Here is a 17,807-nt window from a genome sequence, read left to right as displayed (position 1 = left end):
TCTCCCATAAAACTCACCTTATACTTTATTAGAATATATAGAGGTTAAATCTTTTAGATACTCTTTTAAAAGTTTAAAAATTAAATCATCAAAATAGGACTCCCCATATTTTGATTTTAATTTATCTATTGCTCTATGGGATTTCTTAATAAATTCTTTATCATCACTAACAAATACAATAGGCAACTCAAAATGAGCGGGATAACAAACAACCAATTCAACAAAAATCTTCTTATCATTAGAATCCTTAAACTTAATGTCTTTAATTAATTCAGTGACTTCTCTAATTTTATCATTATATCTTTTATTATTCACAAATGTGTATGGATAAAAATTAATTTCACTGTTTATGCTTAGTATTTTATTGGTAATTGTGTTCAATATACATACTGCATCATTAAGTTCTTTGTGTAATCTTAACAGTCCTTTAATAATGTCATTATTTGACGATGATTTTTTTCTAATTTCTCGAGATTTTTTAATAATAAATTTATGAAAATTCACATTTTGAGGATTTTCTGAATTTAATTGTGATAATAAATCATTTTCCATTTTAATTATCTCTTCTTCTCGAGATTTTAAATCTAATTTACTATAAAATAGGACTACTTTACTTATAACTTCTCGTATTTTCTTTCCAAAAGTTATACAGGTTTCATCAATAACTGAATGTCCAATGTATAAGTTATTAATATGTTTCATCAACTCTAAAGCATCTTGATGTAATCTGTCCTCATCATTATAAACAGCAATAAGAATATTTGTATCTACTGCACAGTTGGAAACATTGTTATGGTTTGATAAAATATTTGGTGATATGTTCATCACCTACATACACTTTTGGAATCATATGGCTCAACTTCATTAAATCAAGTTGTAAATCATCTAAACTTATTTTGTTCATTAAATAAGCAACAATTCTAAGCGTAAATATGCTAATCACTGCAATATTTCTTTCATAATCTTGCTCAATTAAATCAATTATATGTTGAATCATTGAACCTAAAACAATCAATTCTTCAACTTCTTTAGAATTTTCTAAATTCTCAATTTTAGAGAGTATTTGCTCCAGTAATTTTTCTAAATCTTCCTTAAGATTTTGCATAGCTTCTTCCCTAATCCTTTTCAATTGGTTGTAATCAATTAATTTTTCCAAATTTTTTAACATTACAATTTCTTTAAAATCGTCTAATTCACTTATCTTTTTTTCAATTTCTTCTATCCATTTCATATATTCATCAATAGAGAAATATGGAACTGATACAATGTTAGTTAATATATTTAAAAACTTTAATTTTTTGTTATCATCCCAATTTTTTATTTTTTCCAATAACCTCAGTAGTTGTTTTCTCCTCATTTTAGTAATTTCATTTTCAGCCCCTACAATAGGTCTTAATGGATATAGAGTAATTTTCTCAAGTTCATCTAAAGTATAAGTAAAGTTTGTCATTGTCCTCACCACTAATTAACAAATTATAATCTCATTTCTTAATATACCTAACACTAATATTAAATGCTTATGTCCCTCTAAAAAATTATAAAATTTTAATCTCTTAAAGTTTTTTCTCTAATATATCTGCAATTTTATCTAATTTCTTCTCTAATTTATCTAATTTCATCTCCAATCTTTCAGACATATTATCTAACTTCGTATTAATTTTTTCCAATAACTCAGTTTGCTTATCTAACTTATCAACAATAATCATCAAAATCTTTTTATGCTCTTCTAACTCGCTAAAAATTAACTTAATATACTTAACTCCTTCATCTAACTTTTTATTAAGTTCTAATAAATCATCCGCTGATATTCTATTAATACCCTCTGGAAACTCAATGTATGTTTTCAATTCTTTCTCCTCAATTTTATCAATCTTAATTAACTTATCAACTTCTTCTAATTCTTTAATTAATTCTTTAAACAATCTCTTTTTTCTTTCTGAATCAAAGTTTGCTAAAATTCTAACAGTTCCATCTTTGTAGTTATAAATAATTCCATTAATTCCTAAACCCTTACCTATGTGTTCAATCCTATCTCTAAATCCAACATGCTGAACCTTTCCATAGATTATTAACTCATAAGTTGTTACCATTACTACCACCTGCTATAAACTAAAATATTTATTTATTATAAACATCATCCAATAATAACTGTTTACCACTATCTTTTTTCAATTCTTCAATACAAGAATAACATAAAGATATAAAACTTTGTAACTTTTTATCACTGTCTATGTCAATAAACCACATTTTGTTTTCTTTATTTTCTTTCTCCTTTTTTAAATAATTTTTTAATTTTCCATCCCTTAATTTGACAAGGATATATCTTACTCGTTTTTTTAAACTTTTCTTTTTATCTGAATCAATATAATCCCAATACTTATGTGCATTTTTAAGAAGCATTTCTTCATTAAACTTTTGATTATTTATTGCAAACCGTATAAGTTCTCTAAGGACATACTCCACAAATGCTGGCCAATCTTCTTTATGTATATCGAAAGGATACAAATGATTAGGAATTGGAGCATTGATAGAGATTGGAAATACACTATTTAATTTACTATTTTGAAAATGTCCTACCTTAAGTTCTATTTTTTCAACAATTTCTGAATCGTTCTGTTTAATCACATGTAATATAGGAATATTCTCAGAGATTACTAAGCTATTATTACAGATATCCTCATAAAATGAAACAAAAGAGCAATCTGAAATTATATTTTGGGGATTACTCACACTAATAGGAACATAGGCAGGAATTATTTTAGGATTTTTCTTTAATTCAATATACTTCTGAGTTTGTTCGTCTTTTAATGTTCTTGACTTACAATCGATAATAACGAAATGTTTATATTCACTTGAGAATAGTAATATGTCAGGGTTAGAGGTTTTATTATCTCTCCCATTAAATGATATTCTTATATTGGGTTCGATGTAGATTTTGTTATATCCTACTTTCCAAAACTCATTAGGCCATCCTTGTATTTTTTCAGAAGATAGAGCAAGAACTATATTCATTAGTTTTGTATGGTCAGACAATTCTCCCATACTCCACACCTTCTAATTTAGTTTCAGCATCATAATATTGCTGTAGATTACATACAAGACGTAAAGCTGTATTCCCACAAGCTCCATTGGATAAATATAATCTTATCCACTCGGTAGATACATCCATTTCAAACTTGTCTCCATTATGCAAATCTACCCCCACTACTGAATAGTAATTTTTATCTATTTTTCTCTTAAATCCTGCCAACCTGAATGGTCTTTTTGTTGATAATAGTATATTCAAAAACTTATCTATATCCTCAATTTCTCTTTTGAATGAAATTAACAACGGAGAACCACTAACTGCTATCCCAAAATCTTTTTTCTCATAATATATTTCATACTCCTCTTCAATAGTTTTTAGCATGTTTGCGTATCTTTTTCTAACCCCATTTACAATATTTAAATGCTCATTAAATGATGTGCCTTTAACTGAGAATTTTCCGTTATAATACATATTTTCTAAAACCATGAGATTTAAATCTTCATCGTATTGGATGGATTTTTTAAATCCAATACTTGTAATAGCCATAAAGTGTTTATCCTCTAATTCATTTAATTTGTTGATTATTATTTTTAACAATTTTCCATTCACTTTCAAGGATAAATTATCAGCTTCATCTTCATTATTTTCTCCTAAGCTATCTAAGTATCTAATCCCTATCTGTTTAGTTTCTACTCCCAAATCATCTCTAAACTTGAGTAAGAACTCCCTATCTAACCATATATTATCTAAACGGCTTATTCTTGGATTTATTAATTTTTCCATATATTTATCTGCAATTTCTGATTTTTCAACAGTATAAAATATCCAAAATCTTTGGTTATTATCGCTAAATGGATCATAAGTATCTACATAAAATGTAGCTTTGCTATTTTGTCTTGGTTCTTTTACTTTCAATATCCAAAATCCACTGTCATTGGTTCTCTCCATACTTAATTCCAATTCTTTAATATTTTTATTTAACTCTAATATAGAAGTGTTTGACTCTACGATGTATGTCTTTACAAGATTCCTACCTCGTTCATATTTTCCCGCTTCAACTAAATCATCATAACTTTTTGTCATATTATGTTCAAGATATTCATAAAGGTCTTTTTTAGTTTTAATTTTCATAATATCACACTTTCACAACTAAAATAACCTCAATCCAAAATTATAAACATAGATTAACAATATCATCGTCAAAATCATTAATTTTTAGTATATATTATTACACATATTGTTTATACATTTTTCGTAAATAGTTTGTGGTTTTATAAATCATAAAATAAAAAACTCAACATAGTCTCACCATTTAAATGCAATATAAAGAAGAATATAAAACATAACTGCTAAAAGAAAATATTCTATAATTCTTTTATTTTTGAATATTAATTTTTTTAGTTTTTTCGTATTTAAATTATTATGCTTTTTGTTTTTTGAATTTTTAACAACATTTTGAGAAGGTCTAAATTTTTTACACACATAAATTTCATATTCCTTTGTATTTTTATTCCAAAGGATATGAACCCCCAAACCGATACTGTTATATTTTGGATTTAATATATACTTCCTATGGGCAGGATTTCTAATCCATTCTTTAACAATCCTCTTGGCAACAGTTATATGCTTTTCCCCTTTTACTGCATAATGAACAGAACAATTTTTTCTATTTAGGGCATCCCTTATAGCCATCTTACTAAGAGACTTACTTAACTTTAATGGCTTCAACCTCAACTTCCTACGCTCTTTGTTGATTTCATCATAAATTCTTTTTCTCAACTTTCGGGGGTTCAAACTATCACCAAAAATAAAACTCAACAAATTAGTTTTATTTTTATGAAATATGTTTTATTTATCCGTCATGCACTTTCATACGGTATCATACTGATTTATACATCTTCATACGGCTTATATACCGTTTTTTCGCTATATTAATATAATAAATATATACATAATATATAAAAAAATAAAAAAATATATCTTGTACTATATTATATTTTTATATAATTTTTATATATATTATATATAAGGTATGAACGGTATGACACTCTTCTTTTTGCGAGATTTCGGTATGACACCCGTATGAAACCGTATGAAGTTGTATAAAGTCGTATCTTTTGATAATAAAGAAATATTGTCCTATTCTTTTAAAAATAAGTATTTTTAAACGATTTTATTAAAAAGCATTTATTGCATCGATTTTTTATAGATTTGATTTATTTCTTATGCATTTTTAATTTTTAGATATCATACCAAATCATACAATTAGACAATTAAAATTTATTATTATTTTGTTAATTTATATATTCATATATAATCAATTAAAAATATTATTTCTAAATTAATTTTGATTTATATTAACAACATTGTAAGTTATTGTTATGGGGAATGATAATTATTTTTTAAAATAGATTTTAGAATTCTGAATTTTGTTAGCAATAATATTATTATCTCCAACATTACCATTAATGATTATTGCATTTTTATCTTCTAATTCTTTCTCTAATTGCTCTATGTAATCATATATTTTTACTACTTTCTTTCCAAACTCTGTAAGTGAGTAATATACTCTTGATGTTCGTTTCTCTGGCTCTTCTATTTCCTTTTTAACTAATCCAGCATTAACTAATTCTTCTAATGCACGATATATTGTTTTACCATCCATTTTTAATTCTTTTTTTAATTCTCTAAAATATAAAGCATTATTTTTAAATAATGTTTTCAATACTAAATAATTATTTTTTTTTGATAATATTTTTAATAATTTAATTTCGTTAAGCATACTAATTCCTTCCGTTTTTTATTGACAATATGTTTATTTGGCATAATATTTGTTATTGTCATTTATGCCAATATTGTCAATAATAGAAAAGTATATATATAAGAAACGCCATTTTTGATATTGGCAATAATGCCACCATTGGCAATAGGTGGAACTATGGAATATTCAGAAGCAGTAGTAATTCATGACAAGCCCATAAAACCGTATGGGAATACCGCCCATGTCTATGTCCCTAAAAGGTTCATTGGAAAAAGAGCAACAATTATTATTTATTGTAATGAAAAAGATAGAAAAAATTTAAAAAACAATTTTGAGGTGAAATTATGAGGTTTTTAGTTATTAAAGAAGAACATTATACACGTGCAATAAATATTGAGAAGATTGTGGCTATAAGAGTTAATTATGATGTGGAAATAGTGTATGAGATTGGCAAAGATGAGTATTCGGCAGTAATACAAACTGATGATAAAGAAAGAGCAGAGAAACTTTGTATGGAGATATTAGAGAAACTCACGAGTGAGGATAAAATTATTGAGATAGATTTAAGACAGAAGGTAGTAAATGGACAAGTTCCTGAGCCACTTAAAGTTGGGGCTTAATGCTTAACCCATTTTTGTTTTTCTAAGTTTCTATTCTTAAATATTTCGGTGATATTATGGACGAAGTTAGTGAAAGAATCTTATTATACTTATCCCAAGTAGGCAAAGCCACAAATAAAGAAATTGCAGAAGCCTTTAATATAAATCCCGGACTAATTTCTAAAAAACTACAGTATCTCCAAGACAATGGCTTAATTAAGGTAGTGGAGCAAGAAGGTAGGACCAAATACTACGCCCTTGCCAAGCCACATAGCAGTAATGAAAACGAAATCCCTCACATTCAAATCCCGAAAGATATTGACACAATAACAGGTATTAACTCATATATTAAAAAGGTTTTGAAGGAGTATAATTGGCACTCTACATCATATAGTATTCCAATAACGGCATTATTAATTTCTAAATACACAAATTTAAGGTTAATAATCTTTGGTCCTCAGTATGTAGGAAAAACAACATGCATAAAGGCAGTTTATCCTGACTTAGAAAATAATCCAAAAATACTGGTAGATATGCATAGAAAAGACATGTATCAATACATAGACATGGTTAAAGACAATATCAAAATTATAGAGCAACAATATTTGCACGATTGGAGGTTTGAAGACACTAAGATATTTGATAGGTATGATGTTGTGCCAAAGTCAAGAATTGCCCCAAGTGAGTTTTTATTTAGATTCCTTCCTTTAAGAATAAAAATGCCTTCAGAGTTTGATAATGACTTTAAATTCTTTACTTTAGATTTAGATGACTTTAAGATAATAAAAACAATTCCTAAAGACATAAAAGATAAATTTATTGAAAAACTCAACCACTTAAAGTTCTTTACAATTGATGTTGGAGCTTGTAGGACGTATTTAGAGATTTTAAAAGAGAAAGAAATTGCCAATCTCTACCATGTAGATAGAGAAGGAAACATGGACCAACAGCTTTCAGCAAGGCAGTGGAGGATTGAGAGAGAGTATAGTGCAGTATTAAAAAATGACTTCTTAACTGTAAATCATAGAAAATTAAAGGGAATAAACGAGCTTTGGCAACCTGTATCTATGGATAATGGGCTTTTACACCATGCATTTGAGATTTTGAAATTTAGTTATTCATTGAATAAAAATCCAGATGTGGCTGTGGATGATGCCTATAGGTTCATGAAATACATTCTTAAAACTTTCACTTTGGTTAAAGAGGATTCCTCAAAGAATAATGTATCATATCCTACTCGAAATGTAGAAAGTGGGGAGGGAGTTTTCAGCATTCCTACTGTTGGAAGTAGTTATTTCATCCCTGCTAATAAGATGGTAATTCCTTAATTATCAAAGGAGGAGGGGTAAAATGACAGTTGCTATTATAGACATTGAAACAACGGGGCTTGACCCCTTGAAGAATAGGATTGTAGCGATAGGCTTGGGTGTTATTAGAGAGGACAAGTTAGATATTCAGTTATTGACATCGAAAGATGAGAAAGAATTACTAACTAAATTTTGGGGGAAAGTATCTGAAGAAGGTATAGAGCAGTTGATAGGATTTAATATAAACAAATTTGATTGGCAATTTATCAAACTTAGGTCGTTATATTACAGGATTAGGATAAAATACTTCGAAAAATACGAAGGAAGAAAGGATTTGATGCAAATTCTGAATGGAGGGGGATATATTAGAGGTAGGAGTTTAAAAGCATACTGTGAGTTCTTTAACATTGATATACAGAATGATGATGTTGATGGATGTGAAATACCACAACTTTGGGAAAGATATGAGAAAGAAGATGATAAAGAAGCTCTGGATAAAATATTGCATCACTTACAGCTTGACATTAAGAGAACATACGAGCTATACAAAATATTAGTCGATTGTGGTTTAATTGAAGAATAATTTTTTCTTTTTGGTGAGAGTTATGAAAGTTACTTTTTATCTCTATAAAAATATAGACAGTAGGCAACTTAGGTATCATCTGCATAAACTTGAAGATTTAAAGCAGATAGACCCTGAGAAATTAAAAAAGGTTGTTGAAGCCAGGAAGAGATGTAAGAGAACCATAATTTTAACGGAGGAGGAAAGGAAAATTTACCAAAGATTTGGTAAAGCAACCAACTTATATTTAAATTATGTTATTTTGGTGAATGAAGATGGGGAGCGGACTTAATATAAAAAATCTTTTATTAATCAAGAGGCCGGATGACATAGAAGAAACAGACGAGATGAAACCATGGATACAGAAATTTAAAGAAGAGAGAGAATTTGATGGCATAAAGGAGGAGACAATAAAATCAGATATAACGAGGCTAAAAGTATTTCTTGACTTTTGTTATAATAGGTTGGGTAAAAGTCCAGACAAATTGGAGACTCATGATTTTGTTAAGTTCTTTAACTATTTGGAGAAAGAGAGGAAAGTCTCTAAAAACACACAGAGAAAATACTATCTTTTGTTAAAAGTGTTTTATAGAATTATGAGGATGCAACATGTTATTAGTGATTTTATAGAAGAAAGTAAAGAAAGGAAAAGATTTTCTAAAATTGAAGTTAAGCATTACGATGCTGTTGATAGCAACATACTCAACTTAATTTTGGAGAAGATGCTTGAATCAAATAGTAGAATGAGTATAAGGAATGCGTTAATAATTAGGGTGCTTTGGGACACTGGATGTAGGATTTCAGAGATTTTGAACTTAAAATATAAGGATTGTAATTTAGATAATGGAACATTTAGAATCACAAATACCAAAACACATGAGGAAAGAGTCGTTGTATGCTCAGATGCTACATTGGAGGCGTTGAAGTGGTATATTCAATTTAATCCTAAACAGTCACCAGATGACTATCTATTCCAGAGCCAGAAAGGAGGTAAGCTAAGTAGAAATACAATACTTAAAGTATTTAATAAAGCTGTTAAAGAGCTTAAAAAAGAAGGTAAAATTCCAGAAGGCAGAAGAATAACATTGCATAGCTTAAGACATGGCAGATGTGTGGATTTATTAGAAAAAGGAATTCCGATTGATATAGTTAAGGAATATTTAGGTCATAAAACATTAGATACCACTTTATTTTACTCACACTCAAAAGAGAGAACTCAAAAGCTTTTAAAAACGATAAAAAAGATTCTTTAATTTTATGGTTGTTAGTAGTCCTGTTGATAATACATCTGTATAGGACTTAAAAATGATGCGGGATTTAGTCCTGTGTAAAAAGTAGGTGTAAATAGCCACAATTTGTCTAAATTTGGAATATAACAATGATAAAAGAGTATGGCGCAGGGGCTGGGATTTGAACCCAGGCGGGGCAAAGCCCCACTGGATCTCAAGTCCAGCGCCGTAGTCCTGGCTTGGCTACCCCTGCTCATAAACTGTTAAGCACTATGAAGAATATACTGATTTAGTATATATATTTTACGGTTGCATTATTTAAATATATTATAGTGTCAAAAGTATTAATAATATTCTAAGTAGGGGATTTTTTTGAAATTAAGATATATAGAATGTTATGTTCCAAAACATCTTTTTAGTGGGATGGATAATTTTTTAGAGAACTGTGAAGATATTATATGGTATAGTGTAGAAGAAACAAATAACTTTACGGTTATAAAGATATTAACAACACTGAAAAACACTGAAGTAATATTAGATAAACTTAATAAAGAATATGGAGGTTCTAAATTCAGAATTATTGTGTTTGAGCCAAAAGCTACAATTCCTGCAGTAGAAAAAGATGAAAAAGAAAGTAATGAAGAAGATCCAGAAAAAGTCCAAGAATTAGAAAGATTGAGTCGGCAAGAAATATACAATAAAGTCTCAGAGATAGTACATTCTCCAAAGGAATACTATTTGATGGTAATATTATCAACAATTGTTGCTGTAATAGGGATATGGAAAAATGATGTAGCAATTATTATAGCATCTATGATTATCGCTCCTCTTTTAAGCCCAAATATGGCATTGTCTTTTTCTATGGCAATTGCCGATAGAGATTTAGCAAAAAAATCTTTAAAAGATTTAATTTTAGGCATTGGATTAGTAATAATATTATCAGTTTTTTTGGGGCATATTCTTCCAATATCTATAAAAAACCCACAAATAATATCAAGAATGAACTTAGGGATTGAGGATATTATAATAGCATTATGTGCTGGTATCGTTGGTGCGTTGTCTGTAGTTTCTGACATCCCTTCTGTCGTTGTAGGCGTGATGATTGCAGTAGCATTACTGCCTCCATTAGTTGTTTTTGGATTAACCATAGGATCTGGATATTTTATTGAGTCTATTCCGATTTTAATGTTATTTTTAATAAATATAATCTGTATAAATTTATCTTCAAGTGTTATTTTTGCAATATATGGAATTTCTCCTTATAAGTTGTGGGATAAAGAAGAGGCAAAGAAATTAACAATTTTTTCAATATTGGTTTGGTGTATTCTTTTAATTGTTGCAGTTGTTATAATATATATCTATATATCTATTTTTAATTTTTTAACTTTGTTTGAAATTATTATATAGTTGGTAGAGTCATATAAATAGGGTTAAATAAAAAGTTTAAAAAATAATTGAATGGTGGTTAAATGGAAGGTTTAACAGTAGGGTTATTTGGACACATTGAAGGCATTGGAAAAGAGTTGGGAAAAAAAGGAACATCAACAGATATAACTTTTTATAACTATAAACAGGGAGAAAAAGTAATATGCTATGTAGAACCTACGAGATATCCTGATAGAATAAATCCCTTAATATATACAATAAATATGATGGATTATGCTTTAGTTTTTATTGATGAAATTACTGGAGAGTTAGGTGAAACTCTCTTAGCCTTAGATATGTTTGAAATAGACAAAGGCTTTTTTGTTTTAGGGGATTATGTCGATGTTGATATGCTAAAAAATATAATATCACAAACTTCAATGAGAAATTTTGAAATATTAGAGAAGAATTTTATAGACATTAGAGAGAAAATAGTTAATTTAAATGTAGAAAGAGATTATGATGGAAATGTAAAAATTCCTATAGACCACTATTTTACAGTTAGAAGTGTTGGAACTGTGATATTAGGTAAAGTAGAATCTGGAACAGTGAAAGTTCATGATAATTTAAATATATATCCAATCAACAAAACAGTTATGGTTAGAAGCATTCAAATTCACGACAATGATTTTACAGAGGCAAAGGCAGGGAATAGAGTAGGTTTAGCGTTAAAAGGAATAACTACTGAGGAATTAGACAGAGGTTATATATTATCTGATAAAGATCTAAAAGTAACTAATGAGCTTGATATAAAAATAAATTGGAATCCTTTTAGACAGAAAGATGTAAAAGAAGGAGAGAATTATCAAATAATTGTAGGACTACAAAGTGTTCCTTGCTCTGTTGAAGAAGTTAATGGAAATAATGTTAAATTAAAACTACAAAAAAATATTGCCTACGATGTTGGAGATAAAGTATGTTTAATAGATGGTAGTGCAAAAGTTAGAATAGTTGGAGTGGGAACCTTAGAATAATAAAATTTTAATATTTTATAAAATTTATATTTATAAAATAATATTATAATTATAGTTAAATAATATTTATTTGCCCCCCGAGGCCCACGCTCTCGACGAGGCTGTGCTATGGATGAGAGAGGGTAGGATACGGGGGGAACATTTATTTTTATTATCAATAATATCGATATATTTAAATTTATAAATGTAATTGTCCAAAATAAAAAACAAAAATGGTAGCGGGGGGAGGATTTGAACCTCCGATCTCCGGGTTATGAGCCCGGCGGGATGGACCTGGCTACCCTACCCCGCTTCACCAACCTATGCGAAATTAATAAATAATGAAACTAATATATAAAAATTATGGTTTAGTGTATGATTATGACACTACCATAAATATATAAAAACAAAAGATTTATGATTTATAAAGATATTTTTATTAAGCATAATATTTTGGTGAAAGTATGATTAGAGAAATCATTGATAAATTAAATCCAATTGTAATAGAAAAGGCAAATAAAATTTTTGAAGTTTCAAGAATCTTAAAGAAGTATGATGGAAAGCCAGTTTATATAAAAGATGTGGATGGCTTTGAAGTAGTTGGTAATATTTGTAGTAGAGAAACATTAGCAAAGATTTTCAATGTGAAAAAAGAAGACTTTATATTTTTTATGCTCGATGCAATGGAAAAAGAAAAAGATGGAAAATTAATTAAAAATAATAAATTAAGAGAGAAGTATATTGAAGAAGAGCCAGAGTATATTAAAAAAGTGCCAATTCCTACATACTATGAAAAAGATGCTGGTCCATATATAACGAGTGGTGTTGTTGTTGTAAATGATGAAGATTACGGCTATAATCTATCAATTCATAGAATTTTAGTTAAAGACAATCATTTAGTTATAAGAATGGTAGAACAAAGACATTTACATTTTTTATATAAAAAGGCATTGAAAGAAAAAGGTTATTTAGATGTGGCAATAATTATTGGAGTTCATCCAGCAGTTTTATTATCTGGCTCTACATCAGCAGATATAACATTTGACGAACTTAAATTTTCAGCATCATTGTTAGGAGGAGAAATAGAGGTTTTTGAGTTAGATAACGGTTTGTTAGTTCCTGAAGCAGAATTTATTATTGAGGGAGTTATCGTTGATAGGTTAGATTACGAGGGGCCATTTGTAGATATAACTGGAACTTACGATATTGTTAGAAAACAACCAATTATTGAAATAAAAAAATTGTATAGAAAAGAAAAGCCTATATTCCACGCATTATTACCCGGAGGAATAGAGCATAAAACTTTAATGGGAATGCCTCAAGAACCAAGAATATTTAAGGGGGTTAGAAATACTGTTCCAACTGTAAAGAATGTTGTATTAACTGAAGGAGGTTGTTGCTGGCTCCATGCAGTAGTGCAGATAGAAAAAAGAACAGAAGGAGATGGAAAAAATGCTATATTGGCGGCTTTTGCATCACATCCAAGTTTAAAACATGTGGTAGTTGTTGATGAAGATATAAATATATTTGATATAAATGATGTTGAGTATGCTATTGCCACAAGAGTTCAAGGAGATAAAGATATTATTATAATTCCTGGAGCAAAGGGCTCATCATTAGACCCTTCAAGTGACTTAAAAAATAGATTAACCACAAAGGTGGGAATTGATGCAACAATGAGTTTAATTAAAGGAAAGGAGCATTTTGAAAGGGCTAAGATTCCTGAATAAATTTTATTATTAATTTTTCAAAAAATTTTTCCTGAATTAACTCAACCTTACCATCATTAGCCAAGTATAAGGAAGGCAAAAGATATTTAACTCTCTCATCCTTTGTTTTAAACTTTTCCTGATATATAATTATTTTTTCTTTCATTAAATCTTCCAAAAGTTTTTCTATTATATCAGAAATGTCTTCCTCTTTTAATAATTCCTCTACGATTTCTTCTACTTCTTTTATATCTTTTTTCTTTTTCCTTTTAGACTTTTTTACTTTTTTAAGTTCTTTTTCAATAGTTTTAATTAACTCATCTACGGTTAAGGTTTTTTTGCTTTTTTTATCTTTATAGTTTTCTTTATTTACACTCTTCTTATTGTTTTCTTTAATCTCACTATCGTCAATATAAAAATCTTCATAATCATCTTCCTCAATATTACATTCATTATACAAAGATTCTGATTTTAACCTTAAAAGTATTCCTCCTACTAAAATTACATCAGCCGATAATCTAATATCAAATTTTTTAAATTCTTTAATTTTAGTTATATAGTAATCTGCAATTTCAGAAATATTTACATCCCAAGGATCTATGTTTTTTTTCTCAATTCCTTCCTTAATCATCTTAACCCATAGAGAAATATCAAAATTAGAATCAACCATTTTATCCCTATTCAATAATTTTTATTGTTTTTATTTAAGTCATTTATATATATCTTTGGCTATATCTGTCTATATAATGTAAAATAATTTATGCTTTTAATATACCCTCTCTCGCTAAAAATTTTTATTTTTTGATTTAGGGGATTTTAATTTATTATTTTTTGATTTCAAAAATTTTTAGGAAATTTCGGAGGGTCGCCTATTTTAATTAATTTGAGTATTTGACTTTATTAAATTATTGGGATTTTTTAGAGATTTTATTTAATTGTTTCTATCTTCAATTTCCCCCGATAATTAAATTAGTATTAAGAATTTTAAGGATTTTTAAAGTAATAATTAAGAATAGAAAAGTTTATATATAAGTTCGGAGGTATATAAATAATAGCAGTTATTGACCCTTCGAACCATAACCCCTATATAAAGAAGTATAATAAAGTAATTTTAGAAAATTATCTCTTCAAATTGTGTCCTGTTTAAAATCAAGCCCCAAAGGGGATGGAAATTAAGCCCATTTCCTCATTATCTGAACAGTCGATAATTTCTATCGTTTAAAATCAAGCCCCAAAGGGGATGGAAATTTTGTATTGTTAATTAACCACAACTGCACATACAAAAAGTTTAAAATCAAGCCCCAAAGGGGATGGAAATTAACCTCCACAAAACTTAACCCATCAAAATGCATTAATGTTTAAAATCAAGCCCCAAAGGGGACAAAAGCATTTAAATTTTTTATTTTTAATAGTATAAAATATTTATGAATTCCTATATTTACATCTTTTTTAAGAGTAATAACGACCCTCGGGAAAATTTCGATCTGAATATTATAAAATCATATAAATATCGAAAAAATATTATAACAATATGAAAAATTTCAAAATCTTCATAGAGTATAATAAAAAACAGAATTTTCTTATGATTTGATATTATTAAGTTTCGAGTATAAATATTATGTAAATATGAAAATTTTTTAAAAACATATTACAAATATGCAATATAAATTTAAATCTTCCGATATAATTATAATTTTTTAGGCATAAAAGAAAGGCAAAATATCCTTTATTTCCTATTAAACTCATACATTTTTATATTCACATCTTTTTTAAAAATAATACTGACTCCCGGTAAATTTTCAATTCAATATTATAAAATCATAAAAATACCAAAAATATTATAGTAATATGAAAAATATCAAAATTGTAATATTACTATAATAAAAAACAAAATTTTTTTATGATTTGATATTATCAAGTCCCGAGTATAAATATTACTCTATTATAGATAAGTAAAAACTCTTTCGAGCATCAAATCAGTAGGGTCTTCTAACTCAATAACTCCTAATTTTTTCCCTAAGTTATCTTCAACATAATTAATTATCTCCTTAATATTATTAGTATGGACCATTCTACCTTTTTCAATTAAATATTTATCAACTCCAAGTAATTCTTGAGGATAGCAGGATATTGTTGGAATTCCAAGAATAGCACTCTCTCTATTCATAGTTCCTCCTGCTCCAATCATAAAATCAGAGTGATATAATAAAGATAAGGCATCAATTGCTTCCTTAGGAACAATAACATTAAGTTTCTCATAATTTATTCTCTGATAATCATCTCTTGGAAAAACTACTATATTACAGTCAATTCTTTTTTTTAGTTCTTTTATAATATCTGGCAAAATATCCTTGTGTCCATTACAATAGGAAGAATTTGGACATGGTCTCATAACTATTGTAGGTCTATTATTATCAATATCTAATTTTTTTAGAATATCGTTATCTATCGGGTAATAGCCCTTTAATCGAGAATTTACATTTGCCACTTCGCAAGTTCCATCAAAGTTTATAAAATTTCTTCCTCCGCAATCTTTAAGTTTTTTTTCATCAGTTGCTATTGGTTTTATAATTTCATTTGCCAATGGAAGAGTTAATCTATTCTGAGCCTCTGCATATTCATTATCTACAACAAAAATAATTGGAATGTTTAAGCCAAAGGCAACTCTTGGCAATTCTACTGAATGTTTTGCTATTGCCACTTTTGGTTCTACATTAGATATTAATTCAGATAAACCAATAACTCTCTCAGCGTAAAAAATTAATTTTTCTTTTAATGTTTTTCCATGCTTTCCTATACATTTTCCTACAAAATTGTAAATTTTAACTAATTTATCTAAATTTTTTGAATCTCTGTAAGTTAATAAATATTCTATTCCTTCCTTTTCAAATTTTTTTATTAATTGACAAAAATAATGAACATGAGGAGCATTTGTTAAGTCAATCCAAACATCCAATATAACCACCCCTTAAAATAAATAAACTTCTACAAACTCTCCTTTTTCATAACCTTCAACATTTTCTGGAATTAGTATATAGCCATCACTTCTTGTTAATGAAGATATAACTCCACTTCCTGTTATTCTTATAGGATCAACATATTTATCTATTTTCACTCTTACAAAATCAACTCTACCAAGTTCTGAGGCAATGTTTCTTTTTAAAGGCATTATTATTTTTTTCCTTTTTGTGAAAAATCTTTGAATAAACAATTCAAATTGAACTGCTGACGCTACTGGATAGCCAGATAGCATAAATATTAATTTTTTATTTACAACTCCTAAACCAAAAGGTTTTCCTGGCCTTATATTTACTCCATGAATTAAAATGTTACCTAACTCTTTAACTGTCTCTACCGTTATATCCCTCTCACTTACAGAAGTTCCACCAGTTATTAATAAAATGTCATTTTCTTTTAATGCTAATTTTATAGTATTTTTTAATGAATCTCTGTTATCTTCAACTATATCATAAATTTTTCCATTAAATCCAAGATTTTTTACTAAACCATATAGCATATACACATTGGAATTTATAACTTTTCCATTTAATTTTTTAATATCTTCCTCAATATTCTCAATCTCTTCTAAACTAACAAGTTCATCCCCAGTAGGGATTATTCCAAATTTTAAGTCATAAACATTAACTTTTTTAATTCCTAATGAAGATAGTAAATTTAAATGATATGGATTAATTAAAGTTCCTTTTTTTAAAACAATCTCTCCCTTTTTGACATCCTCACCAACTTTTGATACATTTTCATTAGGATGAACGCTTTTATAAATTTCTACAAAGTCTTTAACTTCGTTACAAAATTCTTTCATAACTACGGCATCAGCGTTTTTTGGTAATTTTTCTCCAGTAAATATTTTTTTAGCCTCTCCTGAAAATATTTCATCATTATTAACAAGATTTAGTATTATAGGATTTGTTTCAGAAGCCCCAAATGTATCTTCAGCAATAACTGCATATCCATCCATTGCCGCTCTATTAAAATATGGTAAGTCAATAGGAGAAATAATATCTTCACATAACACTCTATTTAATGACTCGATAAGATTAGCTTTTTTAATTTTTTTATTTTTTTCAATATATTCAGATAAATTATTAAAAACTATTTTTTCGGCATTATTTAATGGCATCAATTTTTTTATTAACTTCATTGGTCTCACCCTCTAAAGTTAATAATTACATTCAATATTCATTCAATATTTTTATATAATCTTAAATAAAAA

At 27.8% G+C, this 17,807-nt stretch carries 19 protein-coding genes and 2 tRNA genes; 9 read left to right on the top strand and 12 right to left on the bottom strand.

Features of this window, described 5'->3' with window-relative positions:
• Window positions 1-18: 18 nt before the first annotated feature.
• The 7 genes from HZY31_RS07385 to HZY31_RS07355 all read right to left on the bottom strand — a co-directional run bounded on the left by HZY31_RS07385 (window position 19) and on the right by HZY31_RS07355 (window position 5,810).
• A complete protein-coding gene (locus HZY31_RS07385) occupies window positions 19-825 on the bottom strand; it encodes a hypothetical protein (protein ID WP_297318761.1) in 807 nt (268 codons plus the stop codon).
• A complete protein-coding gene (locus tag HZY31_RS07380) occupies window positions 791-1,450 on the bottom strand; it encodes a hypothetical protein (protein WP_297318760.1) in 660 nt (219 codons plus the stop codon). The genes HZY31_RS07385 and HZY31_RS07380 overlap by 35 nt, the downstream gene beginning before the upstream one ends.
• A 103-nt stretch (window positions 1,451-1,553) precedes the next feature.
• Window positions 1,554-2,090, bottom strand: coding sequence for an acylphosphatase (locus tag HZY31_RS07375; RefSeq protein ID WP_297318759.1), 537 nt, complete (start codon window positions 2,088-2,090; stop codon window positions 1,554-1,556).
• Between the two features lie 28 nt (window positions 2,091-2,118).
• Entirely contained in the window at window positions 2,119-3,042 is a 924-nt protein-coding gene (locus HZY31_RS07370) for a hypothetical protein (protein ID WP_297318758.1), read from the bottom strand.
• Entirely contained in the window at window positions 3,026-4,159 is a 1,134-nt protein-coding gene (locus tag HZY31_RS07365) for a hypothetical protein (RefSeq protein WP_297318757.1), read from the bottom strand. The genes HZY31_RS07370 and HZY31_RS07365 overlap by 17 nt, the downstream gene beginning before the upstream one ends.
• Before the next feature lie 174 nt (window positions 4,160-4,333).
• A complete protein-coding gene (locus tag HZY31_RS07360) occupies window positions 4,334-4,822 on the bottom strand; it encodes a CAP domain-containing protein (RefSeq protein ID WP_297318756.1) in 489 nt (162 codons plus the stop codon).
• 601 nt (window positions 4,823-5,423) lie between these two features.
• On the bottom strand, window positions 5,424-5,810 hold the full coding sequence (locus tag HZY31_RS07355) for a PadR family transcriptional regulator (RefSeq protein WP_297318755.1): 387 nt from the start codon (window positions 5,808-5,810) through the stop codon (window positions 5,424-5,426).
• Between the two features lie 129 nt (window positions 5,811-5,939).
• On the opposite strand from HZY31_RS07355, the gene HZY31_RS07350 reads away from it, so the two are divergent.
• From HZY31_RS07350 to HZY31_RS07325, 6 genes are read left to right on the top strand one after another with little or no spacing between them, the layout of a single operon-like run.
• Entirely contained in the window at window positions 5,940-6,137 is a 198-nt protein-coding gene (locus tag HZY31_RS07350) for a DUF2080 family transposase-associated protein (RefSeq protein ID WP_297318798.1), read from the top strand.
• Entirely contained in the window at window positions 6,134-6,409 is a 276-nt protein-coding gene (locus tag HZY31_RS07345; protein WP_297318754.1) for a hypothetical protein, read from the top strand. The genes HZY31_RS07350 and HZY31_RS07345 overlap by 4 nt, the downstream gene beginning before the upstream one ends.
• Window positions 6,410-6,465: 56 nt before the next feature.
• Window positions 6,466-7,716 (top strand): ArsR/SmtB family transcription factor, encoded by a 1,251-nt coding sequence (locus HZY31_RS07340; protein WP_297318753.1) that lies wholly within the window; start codon window positions 6,466-6,468, stop codon window positions 7,714-7,716.
• A 22-nt stretch (window positions 7,717-7,738) separates the two neighbouring features.
• On the top strand, window positions 7,739-8,278 hold the full coding sequence (locus tag HZY31_RS07335) for a ribonuclease H-like domain-containing protein (protein WP_297318752.1): 540 nt from the start codon (window positions 7,739-7,741) through the stop codon (window positions 8,276-8,278).
• Window positions 8,279-8,300: 22 nt separating this feature from the next.
• On the top strand, window positions 8,301-8,549 hold the full coding sequence (locus tag HZY31_RS07330) for a DUF2540 domain-containing protein (RefSeq protein WP_297318751.1): 249 nt from the start codon (window positions 8,301-8,303) through the stop codon (window positions 8,547-8,549).
• The gene (locus HZY31_RS07325) at window positions 8,533-9,510 is read left to right on the top strand and encodes a tyrosine-type recombinase/integrase (RefSeq protein ID WP_463671223.1); all 978 of its coding nucleotides are present in this window, start codon (window positions 8,533-8,535) and stop codon (window positions 9,508-9,510) included. Before HZY31_RS07330 ends, HZY31_RS07325 begins: the two co-directional genes overlap by 17 nt.
• Window positions 9,511-9,649: 139 nt before the next feature.
• On the opposite strand, the gene HZY31_RS07320 is transcribed toward HZY31_RS07325, so the two are convergent.
• Window positions 9,650-9,739 (bottom strand) — tRNA-Ser (locus tag HZY31_RS07320).
• Window positions 9,740-9,858: 119 nt separating this feature from the next.
• Between HZY31_RS07320 and HZY31_RS07315 the strand changes: the two genes are divergently transcribed.
• On the top strand, window positions 9,859-10,893 hold the full coding sequence (locus tag HZY31_RS07315; protein WP_297318749.1) for a TIGR00341 family protein: 1,035 nt from the start codon (window positions 9,859-9,861) through the stop codon (window positions 10,891-10,893).
• A gap of 62 nt (window positions 10,894-10,955) precedes the next feature.
• On the top strand, window positions 10,956-11,885 hold the full coding sequence (locus tag HZY31_RS07310; RefSeq protein ID WP_297318748.1) for a selenocysteine-specific translation elongation factor: 930 nt from the start codon (window positions 10,956-10,958) through the stop codon (window positions 11,883-11,885).
• Between the two features lie 213 nt (window positions 11,886-12,098).
• Here the strand turns inward: HZY31_RS07310 and HZY31_RS07305 are convergent.
• A tRNA-Met gene (locus HZY31_RS07305) sits at window positions 12,099-12,177 on the bottom strand.
• A 151-nt stretch (window positions 12,178-12,328) separates the two neighbouring features.
• On the opposite strand from HZY31_RS07305, the gene HZY31_RS07300 reads away from it, so the two are divergent.
• Complete coding sequence (locus tag HZY31_RS07300; protein ID WP_297318747.1) at window positions 12,329-13,594, top strand: UbiD family decarboxylase; 1,266 nt, start codon at window positions 12,329-12,331, stop codon at window positions 13,592-13,594.
• Here HZY31_RS07300 and HZY31_RS07295 read toward each other — a convergent pair.
• The 3 genes from HZY31_RS07295 to HZY31_RS07285 form a co-directional block, all read right to left on the bottom strand.
• Complete coding sequence (locus HZY31_RS07295; RefSeq protein ID WP_297318746.1) at window positions 13,578-14,243, bottom strand: segregation and condensation protein A; 666 nt, start codon at window positions 14,241-14,243, stop codon at window positions 13,578-13,580. The genes HZY31_RS07300 and HZY31_RS07295 overlap by 17 nt on opposite strands.
• A 1,272-nt stretch (window positions 14,244-15,515) precedes the next feature.
• Window positions 15,516-16,529: a DUF354 domain-containing protein gene (locus tag HZY31_RS07290; protein ID WP_297318745.1), complete on the bottom strand. Its 1,014-nt coding sequence runs from the start codon at window positions 16,527-16,529 to the stop codon at window positions 15,516-15,518.
• Window positions 16,530-16,541: 12 nt separating this feature from the next.
• Window positions 16,542-17,735 (bottom strand): molybdopterin molybdotransferase MoeA, encoded by a 1,194-nt coding sequence (locus tag HZY31_RS07285; RefSeq protein WP_297318744.1) that lies wholly within the window; start codon window positions 17,733-17,735, stop codon window positions 16,542-16,544.
• Between the last annotated feature and the right edge of the window lie 72 nt (window positions 17,736-17,807).

Origin of the sequence: Methanocaldococcus sp. (assembly GCF_024490875.1) — an archaeon.
In the GTDB taxonomy this organism is placed as follows: Archaea; AGJL01; Methanococci; order Methanococcales; family Methanocaldococcaceae; genus Methanocaldococcus.
Note: the sequence above shows the minus strand (reverse complement) of the source record. Positions and strands in the feature narration are given on the sequence as shown.

Coding starts and splice junctions, on each gene's coding strand:
- HZY31_RS07385 (WP_297318761.1), bottom strand. CDS start 825: ATGAACATATCACCAAATATTTTATCAAACCATAACAATGTTTCCAAC.
- HZY31_RS07380 (WP_297318760.1), bottom strand. CDS start 1,450: ATGACAAACTTTACTTATACTTTAGATGAACTTGAGAAAATTACTCTA.
- HZY31_RS07375 (WP_297318759.1), bottom strand. CDS start 2,090: ATGGTAACAACTTATGAGTTAATAATCTATGGAAAGGTTCAGCATGTT.
- HZY31_RS07370 (WP_297318758.1), bottom strand. CDS start 3,042: ATGGGAGAATTGTCTGACCATACAAAACTAATGAATATAGTTCTTGCT.
- HZY31_RS07365 (WP_297318757.1), bottom strand. CDS start 4,159: ATGAAAATTAAAACTAAAAAAGACCTTTATGAATATCTTGAACATAAT.
- HZY31_RS07355 (WP_297318755.1), bottom strand. CDS start 5,810: ATGCTTAACGAAATTAAATTATTAAAAATATTATCAAAAAAAAATAAT.
- HZY31_RS07350 (WP_297318798.1), top strand. CDS start 5,940: ATGCCACCATTGGCAATAGGTGGAACTATGGAATATTCAGAAGCAGTA.
- HZY31_RS07345 (WP_297318754.1), top strand. CDS start 6,134: ATGAGGTTTTTAGTTATTAAAGAAGAACATTATACACGTGCAATAAAT.
- HZY31_RS07340 (WP_297318753.1), top strand. CDS start 6,466: ATGGACGAAGTTAGTGAAAGAATCTTATTATACTTATCCCAAGTAGGC.
- HZY31_RS07335 (WP_297318752.1), top strand. CDS start 7,739: ATGACAGTTGCTATTATAGACATTGAAACAACGGGGCTTGACCCCTTG.
- HZY31_RS07330 (WP_297318751.1), top strand. CDS start 8,301: ATGAAAGTTACTTTTTATCTCTATAAAAATATAGACAGTAGGCAACTT.
- HZY31_RS07325 (WP_463671223.1), top strand. CDS start 8,533: ATGGGGAGCGGACTTAATATAAAAAATCTTTTATTAATCAAGAGGCCG.
- HZY31_RS07310 (WP_297318748.1), top strand. CDS start 10,956: ATGGAAGGTTTAACAGTAGGGTTATTTGGACACATTGAAGGCATTGGA.
- HZY31_RS07300 (WP_297318747.1), top strand. CDS start 12,329: ATGATTAGAGAAATCATTGATAAATTAAATCCAATTGTAATAGAAAAG.
- HZY31_RS07295 (WP_297318746.1), bottom strand. CDS start 14,243: ATGGTTGATTCTAATTTTGATATTTCTCTATGGGTTAAGATGATTAAG.
- HZY31_RS07285 (WP_297318744.1), bottom strand. CDS start 17,735: ATGAAGTTAATAAAAAAATTGATGCCATTAAATAATGCCGAAAAAATA.